Consider the following 24,208-nt stretch of genomic DNA (forward strand, 5'->3'; position numbering starts at 1 on the left):
CATTGGTAGCTTAGAAACAATGTAACAATTATAAATACACGCAATCCTTGAAAGAAATTTATTATGTCTCTATAATTAAATATGATTTATTAAATTTAAGGCTAAGTAATCGTGACTGATAAATATTCTTCTAATTTAGTGCCGGTAAATATCGAAGATGAGATGAAAGTATCTTATCTTGATTATGCTATGAGCGTTATAGTAAGTAGAGCTATACCGGATGTTCGGGACGGCTTAAAGCCGGTACATCGCCGAATTATCTATTCCATGCATGAAGCCGGTAATCATGCTAGCAAACCTTATAGAAAATCCGCAAGAATAGTTGGTGACGTGATGGGTAAATACCATCCGCACGGTGATAGTGCTATTTATGATTCGTTAGTACGTATGGCACAAGCCTTTTCCTTGCGTTTGCCACTTGTCGACGGGCAAGGTAATTTTGGATCGATGGATGGTGATGCAGCGGCAGCGATGAGATATACCGAATCTCGAATGGCCAAAGTTTCGCATAAGCTCGTAGAGGATATCGATAAAGAGACTGTTAGCTTTAACCCTAATTATGACGGTTCTGAAAAAGAGCCTTCCGTACTTCCTGCAATGTTTCCAAATTTATTGGTTAACGGTAGTGGAGGTATTGCGGTCGGTATGGCAACTAATATCCCTCCTCATAATCTTGGTGAGGTTATCGATGCGTGCTGTTTATATATAGATAATAATGATATAGAAATATTAGATTTACTCGAAGTCGTTAAAGGACCGGATTTTCCTACAGGTTCAATGATTTTAGGTATTAGCGGTATTAGATCGGCATATCTTACCGGTAGAGGTAGTATCATTATGCGAGGTCGAGCCGAGATTGAGAATATCGGTAATAGCCGTCAAGCAATTATTATTACCGAAATACCGTATATGGTAAATAAGGCCAGGCTCGTTGAGAAAATTGCTGAAATGGTTAAGGAAAAGCGAATAGAAGGTATAAGTGATTTACGTGACGAATCGAATAAAAACGGTGTAAGGATTTTTATTGAGTTAAAGAAAGACGTAGTTGCGGAAGTAGTCTTAAATCAAATATACGCATGTACGCAGTTACAAACTAGCTTCGGTGTTATTATGCTTGCTCTTAAAGACGGGCTACCGAAAGTGATGAATTTGAAAGAAGTAATTGCGGCTTTCGTTAGTTTTAGAGAAGTGGTAATTACTAACCGTACTATATATTTACTAAATAAAGCAAGAGATAAAGCACATATTTTACTAGGACTAACTATTGCCGTTAGTAATATCGATGAAATAATACGTATTATTAAAGCTGCAAATGACACGAATGCAGCTAAACAAGAATTAATGGCACGCAGCTGGGAAGCATTAAAGATCCTACCTCTTGTAAAGCTGGTTGATGATAAGGCAATGTTAAATGAGCAAGACAAATGTAGTTTTACTGAGTTGCAAGCTAAGGCAATCTTAGAAATGAGACTACAGCGTCTAACCGCTATGGAGAAAAACAAGCTTGAAGAGGAGTTAAAGAACCTCGCTACGGAGATCACAGAATATATTAATATACTCGGCTCTCGTACGAGATTACTTGAAATTTTAAAAGAAGAGTTAATTAAAGTTAAAGAAGAGTTTGCGACTCCTCGTCTGACTTCAATTGAATTCGGTGAGTTTGATCAAGATATAGAAGATTTAATTCAACGTGAAGAAATGGTAGTAACAGTAACGCTTGGTGGGTATATCAAGCGTGTACCTCTAAGTAGCTATCGTTCACAAAAACGAGGCGGTAAAGGAAGATCCGGGCTTTCAATGCGTGATGAAGATATTACCACGCGAATTTTTGTCGGTAGTACTCATACTCCGATGTTGTTCTTCTCAAATATCGGTCAGGTTTATAGTTTAAAACTGTATAAATTACCTTTAAGTAATCCGCAAGGTAAAGGAAGACCAATGGTTAATATATTACCGCTGAAAGAAAATGAGCATATTACGAATATTATGCCGCTACCTGAAAATCAGGATGAATGGGATAATTTAAACATTATGTTCGCAACTGCAAAGGGTAATATCAGAAGAAGCGATTTATTAGATTTTAAAAAGATTCAGTCGAGCGGTAAAATTGCTATTAGGCTTGATGATGATGATAAATTAATAGACGTAAAACCATGTAAAGAAGACGAGCACATTTTACTTGCCACTAAAGCCGGTAAAGCTTTAAGATTCCCTGTTGAATCGCTGCGTGTTATTAAGAGCCGTACTTCCGACGGGGTACGAGGTATGAAACTTGCTAAGGAGGATTCCGTAATTTCTATGACCGTGCTTAAAGGCATTAACAGTACAAAAGAGGATAGAGATGCTTATTTCACAGTGCCATGGGCAAAAAGGCTTGAGATTGCGAAAGGTGAGGAGTTTAACCTCGAAGAGTTAGGTGTAACTTTGACTGCAGATTCTATTTTAAAAATGGCAAATTCCGAAGAATTCATCTTAACAGTTACAGAGAACGGTTTCGGAAAAAGAAGCTCGGCATATGGCTATAGAATTACCGATCGAGGCGGTAGCGGCATAATCAATATGGATATTAACGACAAAACCGGCTTGGTCGTCGGTGTTATGCCGGTTAAAATAGATGATGAGCTAATGCTGATTACCAATAGCGGTAAGTTAATTCGCTGTAAACTTGAGTCAGTGCGTATTACGGGACGTAACACTAGCGGCGTAATCCTATTTAAGTTAGATGACGGTGAAAAAGTCGTATCTGTCTCTTTAATTGCTGAAACTTCTGAAAGCGCAGAAGATAGTGAGTTAGAGGAAGATGGGTAGTAGTTGTTAAGTTGGATGGTTATGTTGTTTTTGTAAAAAGACTCCAAGTGTTTCAGTGTCATACCGCGACTTGATCGCTGTATCCAGTTAAAAATACTGGTATTTTTATTGTTTTGATAGATCCCGTGGTTAAGCTACGGGATAACACTGGAAAAACTGAACCACGCAACAATGCCGTCCTGCTTTCGCTTGGATGACATTAAGGATTTTTTAAAAAATGTTCGGTACTATAGACAATCTTAGGAAATAACAACAAATTTCTGCGATTGTCGCGTCCACTTACTCTGTAATTTTTTTCGCAATAAAGTTAATTTATTAACTACTCTGCTTTTAATTAGCAATACCTCCTAAAGAACTTCTAGAAAATTATTGCAACACTAATTTTGCTCTCTATAATAACCGTATATTGAATTTATGAATATGCAAATATTAACTTTCCAGTCTTGCTGTACTACTACAACCGGTGCAAGCCGGTAACAATATCTCTATATTTTTCTTTTAAGTATATCCACCCCTTTAAATTAACTAATTATTATTAGGTAAGTTTTATGTTTCGTAAAATGCCACTTATTTTAATGGCTATTATCATAGCTATCATATTATTCAACCCACTAATGAGTTTAGAAGTAACAAGGTTATTATATTCAATAAGTCTATCTATTAAATCTATAATTGGATTATTTCTTCCTTTAATTATTTTTGGCTTACTTTTTAAATCTGTTGTAATGCTAACCAAAGATGCAACACGTATAGTTTTCTTAATATTATTACTAGTATGTGGGTCTAATTTTATTCTACTTTCATAAGTCATTATGTAGGTATATACATATATCAATTCGATTTATCAATGATCTCTCCTATAGAAAATAATAGCTTAAAGCTTTTATGGTTACTTAATTTTCCTAATATTAATGATAAAATCCTATTTAGTAGTATTATCTTAGGCTTTATATCCTCAAAATTTTGTGCTGAGATTGCAAGCGGATTGGCTTGCAAGATAGAAGCATTTGTTGCAAAAATATTGCGATTGTTTATCTATATAATTCCTTTATTTATAATGGGCTTTATCGTAAAACTACAGTTTGATGAAGTATTAGGTATAATTATTAAAGATTATATGTTTATTTTTGTCACAATCGCATTTGCTCAGTTTGGTTATATCTTTCTTGCTTATTTTATTTTAAGTAACTTTCGAGTTAAGGAATTCATAGCTAGCCTCAGTAATATGATGCCAGCATCTATAAGTGGATTTATTGCAATGTCTAGTGTTATAAGTATGCCACTTAGTATAATATGAGCGGAAAATAATACAAATAATAAAGCACTTGCTCGTACCGTTGTACCAATAACAGTAAATATTCATTTTGTTGGTAATTGTTTCGTTGTACCGATTTTGGCTTATGCTATACTAAAAAGTTATGGATTAGCTGAACCTACTTTATTTAATTATCTTATTTTTACTTTTTATTTTGTATTGGCAAAATTTTCAGTAGCATCTATACCAGGTGGCGGAATTATTGTAATGCTCCCTATACTTGAACAATATCTAGGTTTGAATACTAATATGATGTCTCTGATGACAGCTCTTTATATCTTGTTTGATGCTGTAATCACTTGTGCTAATGTTTTAGGAAATGGTGCTTTTGTTAAACTGATAGATAATATATATAGTGTAACTTAGAAAGCTTAGATTAGGTTTCTCAAAATACTCTAGGTTCTTGCGTGCAGCAAATTAAATTATTTGTATTTTTAGATATTTTTAAGCGGAAATTAATAAGAACGCAAGAACCTAATATATCTTTTGCTTTTAAAGTCATTGCTGAATTACCTATTATTTGATAAATTAGATGTTTGTGTCCCTAGAATTGTTATTTGTTATAAAGAATTAATTAATTTTTTAACTAAATTTCAAATATTAATTAGATAATTGATTTAAAACAGAAAAAGCATATAATCTTTATGTCTGAAACTATATATTGAGTAATAAATTATGACGTGGTTGTTAATTGCGATTGGTTTAACCGTTTTGGTTCTTATTATAGGGGTAGTGTCGATGGCTATTGGAGGAAAGTTTGATAAGAAATTTAGTTCAAAGTTCATGACTTTCAGGGTTTTTTTTCAGGCAGTTTCTATATTTTTATTGATTATAATATATTTTTATAAAGCTAATTGATAAATGCCTGAAAATAACTCAAAAGCTACTTAATCGATTTCTCTAATTTTTTCGCGTCATTCTTCACATTTGTCTAAAATTTCTTCTAATGTAACTTCTTCGACTTTTCCATCTTCATCTTCAAAGTCCTTTAAATCTCTAATCAGTTTCTCTAGCTTTAATAATGAAATTTTTTCATTATACTGATTGCTACAATGTTTTTCGAGTTGTTCGGCAATTTCTTCAATATCACCCAAATGCATTGCTATTCCTCCTTAATTTTATGCAAGCCTTATTTATTAACATGTTATCTGATATTTGCTATTATTTATTAAAATTACTAAATATTATTAATTCGACAAATTATTATAAATAGGTGAGTTTATTGTACAACTATCGCCGGAATTAGGTAGGTTTGCTTTCTTTACATTTTATTGGTTTTATGGTATATTAATGCAAAATATTAAGATTTGATTATGTCAATATTACCGATAGTAACAGCACCTGATGATAGATTAAAGCAGAAATCTCAACCTGTTTTAGAGTTTACAGATCAAACACGAAAATTTATGGATGATATGCTTAAAACTATGTACCATGAAGACGGTGCAGGACTCGCAGCAGTACAAGTAGGGGTATTGAAACGTATTTTAGTAATTGATATAAAAGATCATGATTCGGTAGAAAGACCAAAAGATTTTTATCCGCTTTTTATAGTGAATCCTGAAATGATAGAAAAATCAGAAGAGCTAATTAAGTCTAATGAAGGTTGTATCTCAGTACCGGGGCAACGTATTGAGGTTGCAAGACCGGAATCGATAAAGATTAGGTATTTAGACTATCATGGTAAATCGCAAGAGCTTAAAGCAAATGATTGGCTCGCAAGAGTTATCCAGCATGAGTATGATCATTTAGAAGGTAAGCTCATGATTGATTATTTAAGTAATTTAAAACGAGATGTGGTGCTTCGTAAGCTCAAGAAACTTAAAAATAATATAGTGTGAAAGTAATCTTTATGGGAACGCCTGAATTTGCAGTCCCAGCTCTTAAAAAACTTATAATGCATCATGAAGTTAAAGTTGTTTTTACCCAGCAACCTAAAGCTAAGGGCAGAGGACTTGACTTAGTTAAATCCCCAATACATCAGTTAGCATTTGAGCATCAAATTCCTGTTTATACTCCCTCTACACTTCGTAATGATGACATAGTTAATCTAATTAATAAGATTAATGCAGATATTATAGTTGTTATTGCATATGGTTTTATTTTGCCAAAAGCTATATTAGAGGATAAAAAATACGGCTGTCTTAATATCCATCCATCTGATTTGCCTCGTCATAGAGGAGCAGCACCGCTGCAGCGTACTATTATAGAGGGTGACCGGAAAAGTAGTGTATGTATTATGCGTATGGATACAGGAATTGATACAGGTGATATATTGATGAAAGAAGATTTTTATTTAGAAAGAAGAACAACATTGGAGGAATTGCACAATAAATGTGCTAATTTAGGAGCTGCATTACTAATAAGAACACTTGCAAATATTGATAATATAGTACCGATAAAACAGTCAAGTGAGGGCGTTACGTATGCTAATAAATTAACTAAAGAAGAAGGAAAAATTAATTGGCATGAATCCGCATATAAAATAGATTGTAAAATAAGGGGTATGAATCCCTGGCCCGGAGCATATTTTAGTTATAATGATAAAGTAATTAAAATCCTTGAAGCAGAATATTTAAATACGAATCATCACGTTACTGCCGGCACCGTTATTAGCGATAAGCTGGAAATAGCTTGTGGAAGCGGTATATTGCAAGTGAAAAAACTTCAGCAAGAGAGTAAAAAAGCTTTGAATGTAGAAGAATTTTTACGTGGTACAAATATTTTAAAAGCTACAATATTAAAATAATAGTATTAATTATGAGTAAAGGTAAACAAGAAGTTAGGTTTAACGATAATTTAGACGTTAAGTAGTTTAGCTTAAAGTTTGAAAACAATAGTGATATTTATTCTGTAAAAAGGCAAGTGATTAATATAGTAGATGATGAAGTAGAAGATCAAACTAAGCTATTTACAGAAACTCAATTTCTTGTACAAAAACTCCGTACGGTAAAAATCTCAATATAAAATTAGCGGCTTTATTAACAAAGCAGGTGAACATACAAGCGATCCAAAGCAAGTAAAAGAAATTTCAAAATGACACGCTCATGCCGCATTTGCTGATTTACAGAAAAATATTTTAGGTAAATTTGATAAGAACGGTAATTTAAGATGAAAATCTAGTCTTTAGAAAAGATGGTAAATTATTTTTTGTTAAAACTCAAATCGTTTTTATCAACAGAGAAGGAGAAATGAAAGCAGTAAATCATGTTTTACAAAAAGGCAGATTCTTTTTTGAAGATTTAGGTGGTACGGCAGAGACAAAATTCAGGACTGCAAATCTAAACAAAAAGCCAACAAATCACATTTTAAAAAGAGGTTCAAATAACTTTGAGCCACCTCATAAGAAATAAATCATAAGAAATAAAATTGAAATTATTTAAAATTAGTGTTTGACAAGCTTTAAAAATATATATATAAAATGACCACGCAAAGTTTGCAACGTAAAACTTTGTAGCTGTTTAAAAAGTTGATAAAGCTAAAAACTAAATACACTGCGATAATAAAAGTTTATATCGTGAGTAGATACTGAAAATAATTGTGAAATTAATTCTGTATGCATTGTGTAATCTCAAGTTAAAAGCGTTAAGTAAATATAATAAGAGCATTTGGTGAATGCCTTGGCACTAGAAGGCGATGAAGGACGTAATACGCTGCGATAAGCTTCGGGGAGTTGCGAATAAACTTTGATCCGAAGATTTCCGAATGGGGAAACCTACCTAATTTATTGGGTATTGTATAGTGAATACATAGCTATATAAGGCAAACCCAGCGAACTGAAATATCTAAGTAGCTGGAGGAAAGGACATCAACCGAGACTCCGTTAGTAGTGACGAGCGAACGCGGACTAGGCCAGTGGCTTCAAAAAAATAACTAAAACAACATGGAAAGGTTGACCATAGAGGGTGATAGTCCCGTATAGGTAAAAAGTTTGAAGTCCTTGAGTAAGGCGGGACACGTGAAATCCTGTTTGAATATAGGGGGACCACCCTCTAAGCCTAAGTACTCTCTAGTGACCGATAGTGAACAAGTACCGTGAGGGAAAGGTGAAAAGTACCCCGACAAGGGGAGTGAAATAGTATCTGAAACCAAATGCTTACAAGCAGTCGGAGCAAGCATATTTATATGTCTTGTGACGGCGTACCTTTTGTATAATGGGTCAGCGACTTAGTTTATCTAGCAAGCTTAAGCCGTTAGGTGTAGGCGTAGCGAAAGCGAGTCTGAACAGGGCGTTTAGTTAGATAAATTAGACCCGAAACCGGGTGATCTAGCCATGGCCAGGTTGAAAGCGGAGTAAAATCCGCTGAAGGACCGAACCCACTACTGTTGAAAAAGTAGGGGATGAGCTGTGGTTAGGGGTGAAAGGCCAATCAAACTCGGATATAGCTGGTTCTCCGCGAAATCTATTTAGGTAGAGCGTTGTAGCGATTACCGTCGAAGGTAGAGCACTGAATGAGCTAGGGGGTCCCACAGACTTACCAAACTCAATCAAACTCCGAATGTCGGCGAGTACAGCATAGCAGACAGACTATGGGTGCTAAGGTCCATAGTCGAGAGGGAAAAAGCCCAGACCGCCATCTAAGGTCCCTAAATCATGACTAAGTGTTAAAGGATGTGAGAAGACCAAAACAACTAGGATGTTGGCTTAGAAGCAGCCATCATTTAAAGAAAGCGTAATAGCTCACTAGTCTAAATAAGTTTTCTTGCGCCAACAATGTAACGGGGCTCAAGTCATGTACCGAAGATGCGGATTTGCACTAAGTGCAAGTGGTAGCGGAGCGTTCCGTAAGCCTGTGAAGGTAAGCCGTAAGGTTTGCTGGAGGTATCGGAAGTGAGAATGCTGACATAAGTAGCGATAAAGAATGTGAGAAACATTCTCGCCGAAAGTCCAAGGGTTCTTGCGTAAAGTTAATCTGCGCAAGGTTAGTCGGCCCCTAAGATGAGGCTGAAAGGCGTAATCGATGGGAATCAGGTTAATATTCCTGAACCTGAAGGATGTGACGAAAATAGTAAATTGTACAGTCTTATTGGATTGATTGTGCAGTGGATATTTTCCAGGAAATAACCCTTCATTATAGACCGTACCCGAAACCGACACAGGTGGACAGGTAGAGTATACCAAGGCGCTTGAGAGAACGATGCTGAAGGAACTAGGCAAATTGCATCTGTAACTTCGGAAGAAAGATGACCTGTGTGTGGGCAACCGTATGCAGGTGGCACAAGCTAGGGGGTAGCGACTGTTTATTAAAAACACAGGGCTCTGCAAAGTCAATAGACGACGTATAGGGTCTGACGCCTGCCCAGTGCTGGAAGATTAAAAGGAGGGGTGCAAGCTCTGAATTGAAGTCCCAGTGAACGGCGGCCGTAACTATGACGGTCCTAAGGTAGCGAAATTCCTTGTCGGGTAAGTTCCGACCCGCACGAATGGCGTAACGATTTCCCCACTGTCTCCAGTATCGACTCAGCGAAATTGAATTCTCCGTGAAGATGCGGAGTTCCCGCGGTCAGACGTAAAGACCCCGTGAACCTTTACTATAGCTTTGCACTGGTGTTAGGAATTAGATGTGCAGGATAGGTGGGAGACTACGAAGCGAAGGCGTCAGCCTTTGTGGAGTCACCGTTGAGATACCACCCTTTTGGTTCTTGACATCTAACCGAGATCCTTGAATCAGGATCCGAGACAATGCATGGTGGGTAGTTTGACTGGGGCGGTCGCCTCCCAAAGAGTAACGGAGGCGCGCGATGGTTAGCTCAGGTTGGTCGGAAATCAACTTTTAGAGTGCAATGGCATAAGCTAGCCTGACTGCGAGTCTGACAAGACGAGCAGAGACGAAAGTCGGTCATAGTGATCCGGTGGTCCCGAGTGGAAGGGCCATCGCTCAACGAATAAAAGGTACTCCGGGGATAACAGGCTGATGATTTCCAAGCGTCCATAGCGACGAAATCGTTTGGCACCTCGATGTCGGCTCATCACATCCTGGGGCTGGAGAAGGTCCCAAGGGTTCGGCTGTTCGCCGATTAAAGTGGTACGTGAGCTGGGTTTAGAACGTCGTGAGACAGTTCGGTCCCTATCTGCCGTGGGTGTAGGAAGTTTGAGAGGATCTGCCTTTAGTACGAGAGGACCGAGGTGGACGTACCCCTGGTGTACCAGTTGTCGTGCCAACGGCACAGCTGGGTAGCTAAGTACGGAAGGGATAACCGCTGAATGCATCTAAGCAGGAAACCTGCCTCAAAACTAGACTTCCCCATTAGAGCCGTGGAAGACCACCACGTTGATAGGTCGGGTGTGGAAGCACAGTAATGTGTGTAGCTAACCGATACTAATAGCTCGATTGATTTACTTTGCTGTGGGATTACATATGCGTATAGTGTTAATTCTATAAACATATAAGTATCAACTCACAAAGTTATCAGGTGAGATTAGCTTTATCAATGAATAAACATGTTGTTGCACAGCTAATAGTGTCATGTCGTGGCTTGACCACAGTATCTGGAAGAATTTCCAATATTTGGATTCATCCTTCTGTAGGAGTGGCAGGTTTGATCATGCAGCAATACATTAGCAGTAAACTGTAGTACAAATCTATCTTTTTAAAAGTTTGTATTGCTGGCTTGGTGGTTATAGCATGAGTGAAACACACGATCCCATCTCGAACTCGAACGTGAAACCTCATAGCGCTAATGGTACTATGTCATAAGGCATGGGAGAGTAAGTCGCTGCCAAGCTTGCAATGCAAGTTTTTAATCATCTTTCTTTCTCTTTATGAGATGTTTTATATTCATAATTCTTATCCTCTTTCGTATTAGTAATGCTTATACATTAAAGAAGAAATATTGATTTATTTCCATAGAATCGCTAAAATCTAACATAGAAATCAAAAAGTTATTTAAAGAAAAAAATACTGATCAATTTATTTTAGAGTGACTAAATGGCACAGTAATTAATGAAGGTGGAATTTTAACTCACGAAGGTTATCTTCTATATGATACTTAAACAAGCTGAGGTGATCAACATCGTTTATTAAATAAGAAATGAGATAGTAATACAGAGAACCCTTTATATTTTAATGGAAAATTAGCAATCATTTCATCTTCTGGTTCTGAAAATTGGTATCATTGGTTGCTACAAATTTTATCTAGATTAATTATATAAAAAGAGTCGGATCTTGAATATGACCGTATCTATATTAATAATTTAAAATATTCATAGCAAATTAAGTTATTAGAAATAGTATTAAATTATTTAAATATACACGAAGATAAGCTTTTTGTAGTAAATAGCGATTGTATAATTCAAGATACTAGACTAATTGTTCCATCTGTACCGTTTATTCCGGTCAAAGATACGCCTTTGCCTTTATGGTAAAAAAAAGATTTAAGAAATATTTTTATTAAAGATAATGGTAAAGCATACTATAAAATATCTATTTCTAGTAAATACGCTTCTACCCGAAAAATAGTTAATGAAGAGTAATTAATAGAAAAAATTGAGAGGCTCGGTTTTAAGGTAATATATCTAGAGCTATCCTCTCCGTATGAAGAGGCCAAGCTTTTTAATAAAACAAAAATAATAGTTGGACCGTGCACGGATCAGGATTTGCTAACATTATTTTTGTGGCCAAAATGCGAAGTAGTAGAGATTGATCACGGTACAACTCCCTATAGAAGTTTTTATAAAAGAATGGCAAATTATATGTCATGTGATTATTATCCTTTTTATGTAGATCAGATCAACAGAAGAGCATCTAGAAGACTATATAAAGATCAATATTGGATTTCTTAGCCTATCTGTAAATAAATTTTAATGAGTAATTAAAGAGCTTTTTGAGAGAAAATTGATAAGATTTTTGAAAGAATAATATTTATATTTCAAGCTCTTAAGAAAGTTAATGCTTAAAATCATTGTTTAATAAATAAGATTCGCTATTCATTCCATTTAGTCTTGAAATAGTGCGTTTGAATTCTGCGGCGCGTGCTGAACCTTGATATATTTTACTCGGCTTATCTTCTAAGCTCATAAATAAAAGGATTTTATAGAAATATGCATTATCGATAAAGTTGATAAATCTAACGGCTGTATTTGTATCGTTAGCATCGATAGTATGAACGTTCTTCACTATAACAACATTGAAATTTTGACAAATATTAACATAATCGATATAGCTTAAGTCTCTTGTAAATAATTCATTGTAATCTGTTACTAATATTCGTTTATACACTTTTTGAAAGGATATTTCTCTACCTAGAACCTGTATATTTTGAGCAACAAGCTTATTATCACTAATCTCCGTGATAATTTTTTCAAGTTTGTTTTGGTGTTCTAAAGTTAATGGATAAATTATCCTTTCTCCTTTAACTCCTAAAGCTTTATCAAATCGATAATCATGGTGATTATCTAGATATTTAACATAAAATGTATTATTGATTATCTTTATAAAAGGTACGAAAGATTCTCGTTGTAATCCGTCTTTGTAAAGATTATTGGGACTCGTGTTAGAGGTTATAAAAATAAAAATATTTTGCTTTATTAATGCATTAAATAATCTACCGATTATCATTGCATCTGTAATGTCTTTAATTTCAAATTCATCTATTCCAAGTACTCTAGTTTGTTTAGCACAATCTTTTGCAATTTTAAGGATGATATCTTTTTGATTTTCTATCTGTAATTTATGCATAGATTTATGTACTTCTTGCATAAAGTTCTGATAGTGTGTTATTATTTTAGATGTGGCTAATTCTTCAAAAAAAGAATTCATGAGCATAGTTTTACCGCTGCCAACCGGACCGTATAAATAAATTCCGCTTTTTAAGTTGTTTTGATTAAAGAATTTGAATAAACTTTTAGGCTTATTAAGTTCTGATGCCAGCTGTTTTAATGCTTCTAATAAAGCAGCTTGTTTTGAATCTAGTATTAATGAAGTATAGGATTTAATCATCCAAAATATTTTTTCTCTAAGTTGTTATATATTTTTTTCTAAAATGTCGTTCTTAGCTAAAAGCAGGAAGAGTGTGTTGTGTGGATCAATTTCATCCATGTCATACCGTGGCTTGATCACGGAATCCAGTTAAAAATGCTAACCTTTAACATGTGTTTTGTTATTTTTTCTAGATTACACCATCATTTTAGTTGCTCGTAATGACGATTGTGATTATCATTTCCTATACAAAAGGGTTGCATCGCCATAGCTGAAAAAACGCATTTTCTCTTTTATAGCATATTTATATAATTCATGCATCTCTTTAAAGCCGGCAAAAGCACATATAAGCATAAATAAAGTAGATTTAGGGAAATGGAAATTAGTAAGTAACATATCTGCGGTTTGAAATTTAAAACCCGGTGTTATGAAGATATCGGTTTCAAAGCTACCTGCTTTTATGATGCCGTTATTGCAAAAACTCTCAACTGTTCTAAGTGTTGTAGTGCCGACTGCGATAATACGCCTCCTTTCTTGCTTTGCTTTGTTGATGATTTCAGCAGTTTCAGGAGTAATAGAGCAATATTCAGTGTGCATTTTATGCTCATGAATATTTTCGGTTTTTACAGGTAAAAAAGTTCCTGCTCCTACATGTAATGTTAAAAACGCAGTATGTATGCCTTTTGTTTTGAGTTTATCAAGTATATCATTTGTAAAGTGCAACCCTGCAGTCGGTGCTGCAACTGAACCTTCTATTTGACTGTAAATTGTTTGATAGCGTTCGTTGTCATACACTATGTCATTGTCCTTATCTTTAATGTCATTCCTGCGGAAGAAGGCATCTAATTTTTCTGAATACCCGTTTTCGCGGGTATGACATAAAGTGCTAGTTGTATGATACAATGAATGTGACCTCCTAATATAAACCGGCAGCGGCATCTCACCGTATTTGTCCAAAAATTCAAATACCGAAATATTATCAAGATCGAATTTTACTTTAATCTCGCCCATCACAAGTTTTTCGGTAATAATTACCTTATGATTATCAAAATAAAATTCATCATTTACATGAAGCTTGCGAGTCGGTTTAGCAAAAGCCGACCAACTATCATCCGATAATTTTTGATTCAAATTTATTGTCACATTCTTCCACAAATGTAGCTTTGCTTTTATCACTTTGCTATTATTCAAGACTAATAAATCCCCTTCTTTTAAGTAATCTATTATGTTATAGAATTTAGTTTTAATAGGCGGCATAGCCGCAATTAGTAAATCTGAGTTATCACGTTCACTAGATGGAGACTGTGCTATAAGCTCGCTTGGTAAATTAAAGTCAAAAGCAGATAGTTTCATTATAGAATATTAGAAGTTAAAGAAGCCATTATAACAATATATTACAATATTTAATATAAGATTCTAGTTTATTAAAGACATGAATTTTTGATAGAAGACTTTATCAAAGAATCCAAAGCTTTTATTGAAGATCCAAATATAAATATTCGTTACGCGTACAAGGAGGCATACACCAATACATGTACTATAGCAGTAATGTCCTGGCGAGTTTATAGTTAAAGCAATTACTCAATGTCATTATGATTTAGTTGATAATATATTAACAGTTCTAAATGTTGATCCGAATACTTATGCAAGGACACTAGAACATGATTTTGGCAGTCTTTTATATTTTGCGTGTAAGAAGAATCAGAAAAAGATAGGCAATCTTTTACTTGACAAAGGAGTGGATATAAAATTGAGTAATAATTATTGTAACACACCTTTGTATAGTGCTATGGAAGCCGGATACTTGGATATGGTAGCATTTTTACTTGAAAATGGCTCTGATCTTCATTTACAGGGAATGGAAAATTTTCTCTTGTTTAGAGCAACAGTTGTTCTAAACAGAAATGTAGTCATGGTAGCTAAATTGCTTGCTTATGGTGCTAATATGGAAGATACCATATTTGAAAGGTTAACGTATTTAAGTAAAGATCTTTGGATTCAGACTCTGCAGGATAAACAACATAAAATAGATATGATAAAAGTATTTTTACAATACGGTGCTAATCCAGATGTGGTGTATTCTAACGGTCAAATGATCAAGGATATTGAAGCAGTGTATGAACCTATGAGAGCACTTTTAACGTTTGAAGCTGCATTTCGTCGGAATGATGACAAGGGAATTAAGGTTATTGACAAGAAAGATTTAGCAGCATTTATTCAATGGAAATCAGAAATATGGCCGGTTATAAAAGATATTTCTAAGGATTAGTATATTAAAAGTTTATTAGAGCTGACTACATTTTCAAAACAAGTGAAATTGGGTTGGGATGATTCTATAGAACAATTGCTAATAAAATTAAGAGAAAAGATAGCTCAATTGGCACCATCTTTGAAGTTTCAATGCTTTGTAAAAATTGCAGATATTATTAAAGGTAACGTTGAATGTCATATAACATTTGATTATGAGTTAACGTATAATAATGCACTGGATTTACTGAAAAAATGGGTTTCAAGTTCAAGTAACAGGAGAAGCATAGGAACTACTGACTTAGTTTAAATATTGAGGCCGGTATTATGTCACGTAAGGTTTGCTTGTGTGTATACTAAATGTCGTCATTGCAAGGAAAAACTGTAAGTTTTGGCAAAGCAATCTCAGGATGCTTGACAAGATTGCCACGTCGCTTCGCTCCTCACAATGACGATCTGGCGTCTATGCCACAACACCGGTGGGGCTACGGTATGACAATAATTGTTTCACATTATCAACCCTTTAACTTGGGACTTCCATAATTTTTGATATAGCTTACTATTTTTTAGTAATTCTGCGTGGCTACCGTCATCGATTATGCTACCTTTGTCAAAAACTAGAATTCTATCCATATTGAGTAAAGTCGATAATCTGTGAGCAATGACTATTACGGTTTTATTTTGCATCAAATAATCCGTTGACTCTTGAATCAGGCTTTCCGTCTCGCTATCTAAGCTACTTGTTGCTTCATCAAGAATTAGAATAGGAGCATTTTTTAAGATGGCTCTTGCTATGATAATTCTTTGACGCTGACCACCTGATAAGTTATTCCCACGCTCGCCGCACATAGTATCGTAACCGTCCTGTAGATTATTGATAACATCATGAATATGCGCAGCTTTTGCAGCAATTATGACCTCCTCAAGAGTAGCTTCTTTTTTTCCGTATCTGATATTTTCCAAAATGGTACGATGAAAAAGTACTGGTTCTTGAGGTATAAGGCTAATGGCTTTTCTTAAAGAATCTTGAGTTACGTTTTTAATATTTTGATTATCTATTAAAATCATTCCTTCTTCTATATCATGTAACCTAGTCAGCAAACTAATAAAAGTAGTTTTTCCTGAACCGGAAAATCCGACTAGCCCTACTTTTTGTTTACTCGGTATTAATACTGATTTATTATAAAATAGATTGTTATTATGATTATAATTAAATGTAACATTTCTAAATTCGATAACCCCTTCTTTGATATCTAAAGGAGTAGCGTTTTCAATATCCGTTATAATATGCGGTGCCATTAAAGATAAGCCTTGATTAAATGCCCCGACCTGCTCGAACATATCACCGATTTCTTGCGTTAAATCCCAAATATCGTCTGCTACATTTATACATAATGTTAGCACTAATACGCAATCACCTATGCTTATAGATAATTCGCTACGAAGTTTAGATAAATAATAAATCATTATAAGAATCATTATTGAACAAGAAGTTCCAAGAGCATAACGCAATTTGAACATAAAGAATTGCATAGTCTGCTCATCAGCCACGGTATTTTCTACTCTTGTTTCTAGATGTTGACGTTCAAATTTATGGGCTGTAAACATTCTCACAGCATTAATATTGCTAATTGCGTCTACGATACTACCGGCAACAAAAGATTGACTTCTAGCATAATTTAATGAGTATTTATTAATTCTATCCGAGAAAAGAACACTAAGCCCTACAAAAACCGTAATCCATAAAATAAATATCGTAGCAAAAACGTAATGTACGGAATATAAAGCAATGAATGCAAATACGATAATAGCAAGTTTACGCAGAATTTTTTCACCGAATATTGAAATAATCATCTCAAACGATCTTGCGGTTTCGGTAATACGATTGCTAATATGTCCAGCTAAATTATCCTGAAAGAATTTATGACTATGATATTGAGTATAATTATAAAGTTCATTTAGGATTTTGCCTTTTATTACGGGTATAGTCTTTAGATACAAATAATCATACGAACGATATGCTATATTAATACTTTCCCACCAAAGAGCATAAAATACTGCCCAGTAAATCATGGAAGATAACAGGTTATTAGCATTCTCATCGCTGAAAGATTCTATTAAATCAATGATTTTCTGAAGTAGGATACTATCAATTGCCGGAATCATACCGAGTAAAATACAAATTACAGTCAATAAAGTAATTTTAACGTTATCGAATTTTAAAAAATAAATACCTAAGCTAAATGTTGATTTAGATAAAGTAGGGTATTTTATCACGATAATGTACCTCAATTTTAAAATAATATATTAATTCGTGTTATTGCAGAGCATATTTTAATTTAATTATTTTGCAACAATATACCTAAAAATATTAAATCTATGGAAAAATAATAAACAAGCCTTGCTTCTTACCTTAAATAATGCTACAAAATTCAGAAAATAACTTCCAAATCATTAGCAATGCAAGAAAAAGAAGTATCTAGTAATTTTTTAGAAGAACAAGAATTAGAAGAAAAGTATAAGGAAGATGATTCTCCATTCTTTGATGTAAAATATATTTGTCAAGCAAGTTTACTAATTACGGATTCTATCCGGAAAGGGTATGATGTAGCTCAATTGTCAAATGGTGATATTAATGTTACAGAAGTAAGAATAGTAAATGTTCATTATAGTTGGAACTCAGAAAAAGGAAAATTTGTTAAAACTAATCAGATAGAATTTAATAGTAGCAAAGGTGGATGATTAAATCAAATACTGTGTTAATGTTATTGTGTACTTCGGTTTTTTCGTCATTGTAAGCGGGCGTTGCCCGTGTGATACCAAATCGTCATTGCGAGCAGCTGTAGGCTGCATGGCAATCTCATGAATAATAAGAAACTCCTGAGATTGCTTTGTCAAAATTTTCAATTTTTTCTCGCAATGACGTTGAATCTTAAAACAGCAGCTTAAATATGGAATTTGATCAAGTATTATTATCGAGGATTCAGTTTGCTTTTACCATAAGTTTTCATATAATATTTCCTGCTTTTACTATAGGGCTTGCAAGCTTTTTAGCGGTACTTGAAGGGTTATGGTTAAAAACAAAAAAGCTTGTTTATCAAGAAATATACAAATTTTGGGTGAAGATTTTTGCCGTTACTTTTGGTATGGGAGTAGTTTCGGGCGTTGTAATGTCTTATCAATTTGGTACTAACTGGTCGAATTTTTCAGATAAGGTTGGAAATGTCCTCGGTCCACTTCTCGGTTTTGAAGTATTTACTGCCTTTTTCCTCGAATCTTCTTTTTTAGGTATAATGTTATTCGGTTTTAATAAAGTTAGTAAAAAAGTACATTTTATTTCTACGTTAATAGTTGCTGTTGGTACTTTAATCTCAGCTTTTTGGATACTTGCAGCTAGTAGTTGGATGCATACGCCGGCTGGTTTTGAACTGCGAGGCGATGGTTTTTTTTTCCCTTTGAATTGGCTAGAAATTATCTTTAACCCTTCTTTTCCATATCGCTTTTTCCATATGATTACGGCGGCTTATTTAACTACTTCTTTTATTATCGGTGGCGTAGCTAGCTTTTATTTACTAAATAATCGTTATAAAGAGCATGCTAAAATTATGCTTTTTATGTCGGTTTTAATGGCGTTAATCGTTGCACCTATTCAAATATTTATCGGTGATTTGCATGGTTTAAATACTCTTAAATATCAGCCGGTTAAAGTTTCAGCTATGGAAGGGATTTGGAATACGGAAAAAGGAGCAGCTTTTAATCTTATCGGTTTTCCTGACATGGCAGAAGAAAAAACAAAATATGCTGTAGAAATACCTTATGCTAGTAGTTTAATTTTAACGCATAACTTAGACGGTGAAGTGAAAGGATTAAAAGAATGGACAAAAGAAGATCGTCCGCCGGTTACAGTGGTATTTTTTAGTTTCCGTGTTATGATAGGCATCGGTTTCTTAATGGTATTTACAGGTATTGCGGGGTTGTATCTTTACTTGAAAAAAAGATTATATACTACGCATTGGTTTCAATATTGGTATATATTAATGTCGCCTTCAGGTTTTATTGCAGTACTTGCTGGTTGGTTTGTAACCGAGGTAGGTAGACAACCTTATATAGTATATAATATTTTAAAAACTGTGGATGCGGTATCACCGGTACTCGGCGAATATGTGTTTATTTCTCTAATGGCTTTCGTAGTGGTGTATGTGATTATTTTCGGAGCGGGTATATATTATATAATGCATTTAATAAAGCAAGGTATAGAAGTGATAGATAATAAAGAAACGTACGGAGGTATGTATAATCAGTTGTGATTTATATCATACCGCGACTTGATCGCGGTATCTATCAAAAATGTAATTCACAAGATACCGTGATCAAGTCGCGGTATTACAATGTAGGCAATTTATGTTAAACTTTGCACCTTATATAGATTTACCGCTTGTTTTGGGTGGTCTTATAGCTACCGCTATTTGTTTATATGTTTTATTAGACGGTTTTGATTTAGGAGTAGGAATCTTATTTCCGTTTGCACCTACAGATGATTGCCGTCATAAAATGATCAATTCTATTGCTCCTTTTTGGGACGGTAACGAAACTTGGTTAGTACTTGGCGGCGGTGGTTTATTTGCAGCTTTCCCGATGGCATATTCACTATTAATGCCGGCTTTATATATTCCTATTATATTAATGTTACTTGGTCTAATATTTCGTGGTGTAGCGTTTGAATTCCGTTTTAAGGCTAATATAGGTCATCGTTATATTTGGGATTATGCTTTTCATTTTGGTTCTATGCTTGCTGTTTTTTGTCAAGGCTTAATGCTTGGTACGTTTGTCCAAGGAATAAAGATAGAAGGACGAGCATTTGCAGGAGGGAGTTTTGATTTTCTTACTCCATTTTCTGTTATGACGGGGATAGCATTAATATTCGGTTATGCACTCTTGGGTGCTACTTGGCTTATTTTGAAAACAGAAAAGAAAACACAAGATTGGGCTTATAAATCTGCTTTATATATTTTAGTTTACGTTGCACTTTTTATGGGGCTTGTAAGTTTATGTGTTCCTTTCCTAAATAACCACATAAATTATCGTTGGTTTAGTGTACCTAATATTTACTATTTATCGATTGTACCTATTGTAACGGCTTTAATATTTATCAAGTTAATTAAAGCCGTTAAACAAAAAAAAGAAGTAAAACCGTTTGTTTATACGATCTTGTTATTTTTATTAGGATATTTAGGGCTTGCAATAAGTATATGGCCATATATCGTTCCTTATAAAGTTACGCTCGAAACCGCAGCAGCAGCACCGGAATCACAGTCTTTACTGTTGTTAGGGGCGGGGATATTCCTACCTGTCATACTTAGCTATACTTTCTATTGTTATTATATATTCCGTGGTAAATCATCTCATCATCCGATATATTAGGCTCTGTGAACATTTCTAAAAAATTTAAAAAAATAACTTCTTGTCTACAAGGGTGGCAATGGTTTATTATCCTATGGCTTAGCGGATTATTATCCACGCTACTTTTAACTTATATAATTAAGTTGGTGTTTAGGATGATAGGGTAAAATTATTGTTATTACAAGCATCATAATGTCATGCCTAGCTAAAAGAGGTCTTGTTGTATGGTTTGTGAAAAGTGTTCGATGTCATTTAAAGTATAGATATATGGAAAAAATCTCAGCATTTATTATTACCAAAAATGAAGCAGCAAGGATAGCACGAGCTATAAACAGCGTAAAAAATATTACTGATGAGGTGATAGTAGTCGATAATGAAAGTACTGATGATACAGTTAATATAGCTCAAAAATTAGGAGCAAAGGTAATAGTAAAGCCGTGGCTTGGCTATGTAGGGCAGAAATCTTTTGCCGAAAGCCTTTGCGTAAATGATTGGGTGCTTAATATTGATGCTGATGAGGAGTTGTCTAAAGAGTTACAAGACGAAATAGAGTATATTTTTGCCTCTCATAATCAAGATTGTTATTTGGCTTATCAAATAAAGCTGTTAATAATGCATCGTAATGACCAAAAGCCACGAATGCTTGCTCCATTTAATAAATGTACTCGGTTGTATAATAAAAAATTTGCAAGCTTTGCAAATACCGTAAATAGTACTACTCATGATTCGGTGGTATTTAACAAAGATGTTGATTTTGCAGGTAAAATTTATCTATTAAATAAAGCTGCTTATCATTATTCTGGTACTTCAATTGAGCAGTTGGTAACTAAAGCACATTTTTATTCTAGCGAGCAAGCAAAAGATTTAGTTAAGCAAGGAAAAAAGCTTTCAAATTTTCGTTTAACAACTGAAATGATATGGTGGTTTTTTAAAGCGTTTTTTATCAGACGCTATTTTGTATTTGGTTTTGACGGTTTTGTAGATTCAATAATTTTTGCTTTTGCAAGATTTCTAAGGCTTGCAAAGTTAAGAGAGTCATCGCTTAAATCAAACAACGTCATTGCGAGCGACTATAGGTATGATTGCATGGATACCAAGTCGTCATTGGAAGGAGTAAAGCGACGCGGCAATCCAGAACAATAATTAAAAAAATTTTGACTTACAGAATTTTTTACTAGATTGCTTCGTCGAATTACTACATAATTCTTCTACCAATGACGGAAAACCGATCCACGTAATAATGTCTACTCACAATGATGATTTAGAAAATAAAAGTAACTTATGAAAGAAAATTTTAACGTTAGTAAATTAAAAAACGGTTTAACAATTTTAACCTATAATATGCCTTATGTTAATTCGGTAGCAATAAATTTAATTGCTAAAGTTGGAGCACGTTATGAGAATGCAGAAGAGGAAGGTATCTCTCACTTTCTTGAGCATATGGCTTTTAAAGGTACAAAAACTAGAACGGCAAAACAGATAGCAGAAGAGTTTGACTCTATAGGCGGACATTTTAATGCCTATACCGGTCATGAGAATACGGTATATTATGTACGAGTCTTGTCTGAAAATTGTGATAAAGCAGTTAACATACTTGCCGATATAATTCAAAATTCTATTTTTGCTGACGAAGAAATAGCTAAGGAATATCAGGTGATAATGCAGGAAATTGCTCATCATCAGGATAATCCAGATGACCTAGTATATGAAAAGTTTTATAATAAAGTTTATAGAGATCAACCGTTAGGTAAGTTGATCTTAGGTACTACTAAAACCATTGCAGCTTTTACGCAAGAGCATTTTTTGACCTTTATAGGTAAACATTATAATGCTGAAAATCTTTATTTATCGATTGCCGGTAATATTGATCATGATAAAATAGTAATTATAGCGGAACAGTTATTTTCTTCTTTGAAGCAAGGAGTAAAAAGTAGCTTTATTCCGGCAAAATATATAGGTGGAAATGGCTTTATTCATAAGGAGTTAGAACAAACTAGTTTAGTGCTAGGGTTTGAAGGTACATCATATATTAATTTAGAAAAGCTGTACCAAACCCATCTACTTTCTATAATATTCGGCGGCGGTATGTCATCGCGTTTATTTCAAACTATTCGTGAGAAATTGGGGTTAGCATATGCAGTAGGTAGTTATAATAGTGCTTACTTTGATAGTGGAGTGTTTACAATTTATGCGTCTACTGCACATGATAAATTAGAATTATTATATCGAGAGATTAAAAACGAAATAATAAAAATGACTGAAACAGTAAGTGCAGAAGAGATTATTAGAGCTAAAACACAACTTCGTAGTAATTTACAAATGGCTCAAGAGAAAAATGCTTATAAGTCAGAAGAAATAGGTAAAAATTATTCTGTTTTCGGTAAATATATTTCTCCTGAGGAGATTATGGAAATTATTACAAATATAAAAACCGATGACATTATTAATACTGCAAATAAAATATTTAGCGGTACTACTACGTCGGCAATTATTGGTCCGAATGGTTTGAGAGAGGTTTAATGTCATTCCTGCAAAAGCAGGAATGACATATGTATCCACGCAGGCGATGACGAGGACAATGAATTTTGAGAAAATAACAAATGAAAACACAAATTTACAAAGGTTCAAGTAAAATTTTATATTCTGCCGAAGAAGATTTTTTACTTATAATGGCATTTTCTGATAATGGTATCTTAGAAAGTGGTGAAATTATTGAGGTCTCAGGCAAGGGGGTACTTAATAATAATATTTCTTCCTTTCTAATGGATAAACTGGAAATGATTGGCATTGAAAATCATTTTATCGAAAAAATAAATATGAGGGAGCAATTAATTCAATATGTTGAGGTTTTTCCGGTACAAGTAATAATATCATCAGTAGCGTGTGGTAGATTTGTAAAAGAATTTGGAATGGACGAAGGGTATGTGTTTGATAAACCTATAATCGATTTTAAGGTCCGAAGCCGTGAATTTAAATATCCGATAGTTAATGAGTATCAAATATTGAATTTCAGCTGGTTAACTCTTGATGAAATTAAAGCAGTAAAAGAGCAGGCTTTGCGTATATATGCTTTTCTAAGTGGCTTATTTATGGGCGTCGGGATTCGGCTTGTTGAGTGTAAATTAGAATTTGGGCGTGTGTTGAATGGTGAAGAATCTATCATTATGTTAACTGATGAAATTAGTCCGGATAATTGTAGATTATGGCATATTCACAGTAATGAAAAATTAGGGTTTGAATTGCTTGAAAACAAGCCGAATAAAGCTTTTGAATCATATCAGCTAATAGCGGATCGTTTAAAAGAAAAATAAATATATTTTTTAAGCGGTATATGATATTTCGGATTTGAAAAACACTTCGATGTCATACCGGTTTTGTTGTATGGTTCGTTTTCATCGTTATTGCGAGCAGGCTTTGCCCGTGTGGGTCAATTTTACCGCTGTCATACCATGGCTTGACCCCGGGATCCAGTTAAAAATACTAAAATTATTAGTATTTTATTGTTTTTATGGACCTAGTT

General features: G+C 34.2%; 16 protein-coding genes, 2 rRNA genes and 3 pseudogenes. 16 read left to right on the top strand and 5 right to left on the bottom strand.

Going from position 1 to position 24,208, the window contains the following annotated elements; all coding sequences use genetic code 11:
* Nucleotides 1-111 precede the first annotated feature (111 nt).
* Nucleotides 112-2,808: a DNA topoisomerase (ATP-hydrolyzing) subunit A gene (gene gyrA, locus A1C_RS01350; RefSeq protein ID WP_012149252.1), complete on the top strand. Its 2,697-nt coding sequence runs from the start codon at nucleotides 112-114 to the stop codon at nucleotides 2,806-2,808.
* A 535-nt stretch (nucleotides 2,809-3,343) separates the two neighbouring features.
* On the opposite strand, the gene A1C_RS01355 is transcribed toward gyrA, so the two are convergent.
* Nucleotides 3,344-3,619, bottom strand: coding sequence for a hypothetical protein (locus tag A1C_RS01355; RefSeq protein ID WP_012149253.1), 276 nt, complete (start codon nucleotides 3,617-3,619; stop codon nucleotides 3,344-3,346).
* Between the two features lie 36 nt (nucleotides 3,620-3,655).
* Between A1C_RS01355 and A1C_RS08380 the strand changes: the two are divergent.
* The 3 genes and pseudogenes from A1C_RS08380 (at nucleotide 3,656) to A1C_RS01380 (ending at nucleotide 4,981) form a co-directional block, all read left to right on the top strand.
* Nucleotides 3,656-4,489, top strand: a pseudogene (locus A1C_RS08380) (cation:dicarboxylate symporter family transporter).
* A 41-nt stretch (nucleotides 4,490-4,530) separates the two neighbouring features.
* Nucleotides 4,531-4,669, top strand: a pseudogene (locus tag A1C_RS08385) (peptide deformylase); the annotation flags it as partial.
* Nucleotides 4,670-4,798: 129 nt separating this feature from the next.
* Entirely contained in the window at nucleotides 4,799-4,981 is a 183-nt protein-coding gene (locus tag A1C_RS01380) for a twin transmembrane helix small protein (protein WP_012149255.1), read from the top strand.
* A gap of 56 nt (nucleotides 4,982-5,037) precedes the next feature.
* On the opposite strand, the gene A1C_RS01385 is transcribed toward A1C_RS01380, so the two are convergent.
* Nucleotides 5,038-5,223, bottom strand: coding sequence for a Fe-S cluster assembly protein IscX (locus A1C_RS01385; protein WP_012149256.1), 186 nt, complete (start codon nucleotides 5,221-5,223; stop codon nucleotides 5,038-5,040).
* 213 nt (nucleotides 5,224-5,436) lie between these two features.
* On the opposite strand from A1C_RS01385, the gene def reads away from it, so the two are divergent.
* From def to rrf, 5 genes and pseudogenes are all read left to right on the top strand, one after another.
* A complete protein-coding gene (gene def / locus A1C_RS01390) occupies nucleotides 5,437-5,964 on the top strand; it encodes a peptide deformylase (RefSeq protein ID WP_012149257.1) in 528 nt (175 codons plus the stop codon).
* Entirely contained in the window at nucleotides 5,961-6,872 is a 912-nt protein-coding gene (fmt, locus tag A1C_RS01395) for a methionyl-tRNA formyltransferase (RefSeq protein ID WP_041816746.1), read from the top strand. The genes def and fmt overlap by 4 nt, the downstream gene beginning before the upstream one ends.
* Nucleotides 6,873-7,047: 175 nt before the next feature.
* Nucleotides 7,048-7,476, top strand: a pseudogene (locus tag A1C_RS06540) (hypothetical protein).
* 234 nt (nucleotides 7,477-7,710) lie between these two features.
* Nucleotides 7,711-10,468 (top strand): 23S ribosomal RNA (locus A1C_RS01405).
* Between the two features lie 266 nt (nucleotides 10,469-10,734).
* Nucleotides 10,735-10,849: ribosomal RNA gene (gene rrf, locus A1C_RS01410) — 5S ribosomal RNA — on the top strand.
* Between the two features lie 1,160 nt (nucleotides 10,850-12,009).
* Here the strand turns inward: rrf and zapE are convergent.
* Nucleotides 12,010-13,062 carry a cell division protein ZapE gene (zapE, locus tag A1C_RS01415; RefSeq protein WP_012149261.1) on the bottom strand — a complete coding sequence of 351 codons (1,053 nt, stop codon included), beginning with the start codon at nucleotides 13,060-13,062 and terminating at the stop codon, nucleotides 12,010-12,012.
* 216 nt (nucleotides 13,063-13,278) lie between these two features.
* Nucleotides 13,279-14,394, bottom strand: a complete 1,116-nt coding sequence (gene queA, locus A1C_RS01420) for a tRNA preQ1(34) S-adenosylmethionine ribosyltransferase-isomerase QueA (RefSeq protein ID WP_012149262.1) — start codon at nucleotides 14,392-14,394, stop codon at nucleotides 13,279-13,281.
* Nucleotides 14,395-14,650: 256 nt separating this feature from the next.
* On the opposite strand from queA, the gene A1C_RS08390 reads away from it, so the two are divergent.
* A complete protein-coding gene (locus A1C_RS08390; RefSeq protein ID WP_232279124.1) occupies nucleotides 14,651-15,310 on the top strand; it encodes an ankyrin repeat domain-containing protein in 660 nt (219 codons plus the stop codon).
* Nucleotides 15,311-15,795: 485 nt separating this feature from the next.
* Here A1C_RS08390 and A1C_RS01435 read toward each other — a convergent pair whose 3' ends face one another.
* On the bottom strand, nucleotides 15,796-17,565 hold the full coding sequence (locus A1C_RS01435) for an ABC transporter ATP-binding protein (protein WP_012149265.1): 1,770 nt from the start codon (nucleotides 17,563-17,565) through the stop codon (nucleotides 15,796-15,798).
* A 183-nt stretch (nucleotides 17,566-17,748) separates the two neighbouring features.
* Here A1C_RS01435 and A1C_RS01440 point away from each other — a divergent pair, with 183 nt between their 5' ends.
* From A1C_RS01440 to A1C_RS01465, 6 genes are all read left to right on the top strand, one after another.
* A complete protein-coding gene (locus A1C_RS01440; protein ID WP_012149266.1) occupies nucleotides 17,749-18,030 on the top strand; it encodes a DUF2671 domain-containing protein in 282 nt (93 codons plus the stop codon).
* A 209-nt stretch (nucleotides 18,031-18,239) separates the two neighbouring features.
* Nucleotides 18,240-19,595 (top strand): cytochrome ubiquinol oxidase subunit I, encoded by a 1,356-nt coding sequence (locus tag A1C_RS01445; protein WP_012149267.1) that lies wholly within the window; start codon nucleotides 18,240-18,242, stop codon nucleotides 19,593-19,595.
* A 94-nt stretch (nucleotides 19,596-19,689) separates the two neighbouring features.
* Nucleotides 19,690-20,709, top strand: a complete 1,020-nt coding sequence (gene cydB, locus A1C_RS01450) for a cytochrome d ubiquinol oxidase subunit II (protein ID WP_012149268.1) — start codon at nucleotides 19,690-19,692, stop codon at nucleotides 20,707-20,709.
* A gap of 246 nt (nucleotides 20,710-20,955) precedes the next feature.
* On the top strand, nucleotides 20,956-21,831 hold the full coding sequence (locus tag A1C_RS01455) for a glycosyltransferase family 2 protein (protein ID WP_012149269.1): 876 nt from the start codon (nucleotides 20,956-20,958) through the stop codon (nucleotides 21,829-21,831).
* Between the two features lie 138 nt (nucleotides 21,832-21,969).
* The gene (locus A1C_RS01460; protein WP_012149270.1) at nucleotides 21,970-23,208 is read left to right on the top strand and encodes a M16 family metallopeptidase; all 1,239 of its coding nucleotides are present in this window, start codon (nucleotides 21,970-21,972) and stop codon (nucleotides 23,206-23,208) included.
* An 80-nt stretch (nucleotides 23,209-23,288) separates the two neighbouring features.
* The gene (locus A1C_RS01465) at nucleotides 23,289-23,999 is read left to right on the top strand and encodes a phosphoribosylaminoimidazolesuccinocarboxamide synthase (RefSeq protein ID WP_012149271.1); all 711 of its coding nucleotides are present in this window, start codon (nucleotides 23,289-23,291) and stop codon (nucleotides 23,997-23,999) included.
* Nucleotides 24,000-24,208: the final 209 nt, after the last annotated feature.

This window comes from Rickettsia akari str. Hartford (assembly GCF_000018205.1).
Classification (GTDB): Bacteria; Pseudomonadota; Alphaproteobacteria; order Rickettsiales; family Rickettsiaceae; genus Rickettsia; species Rickettsia akari.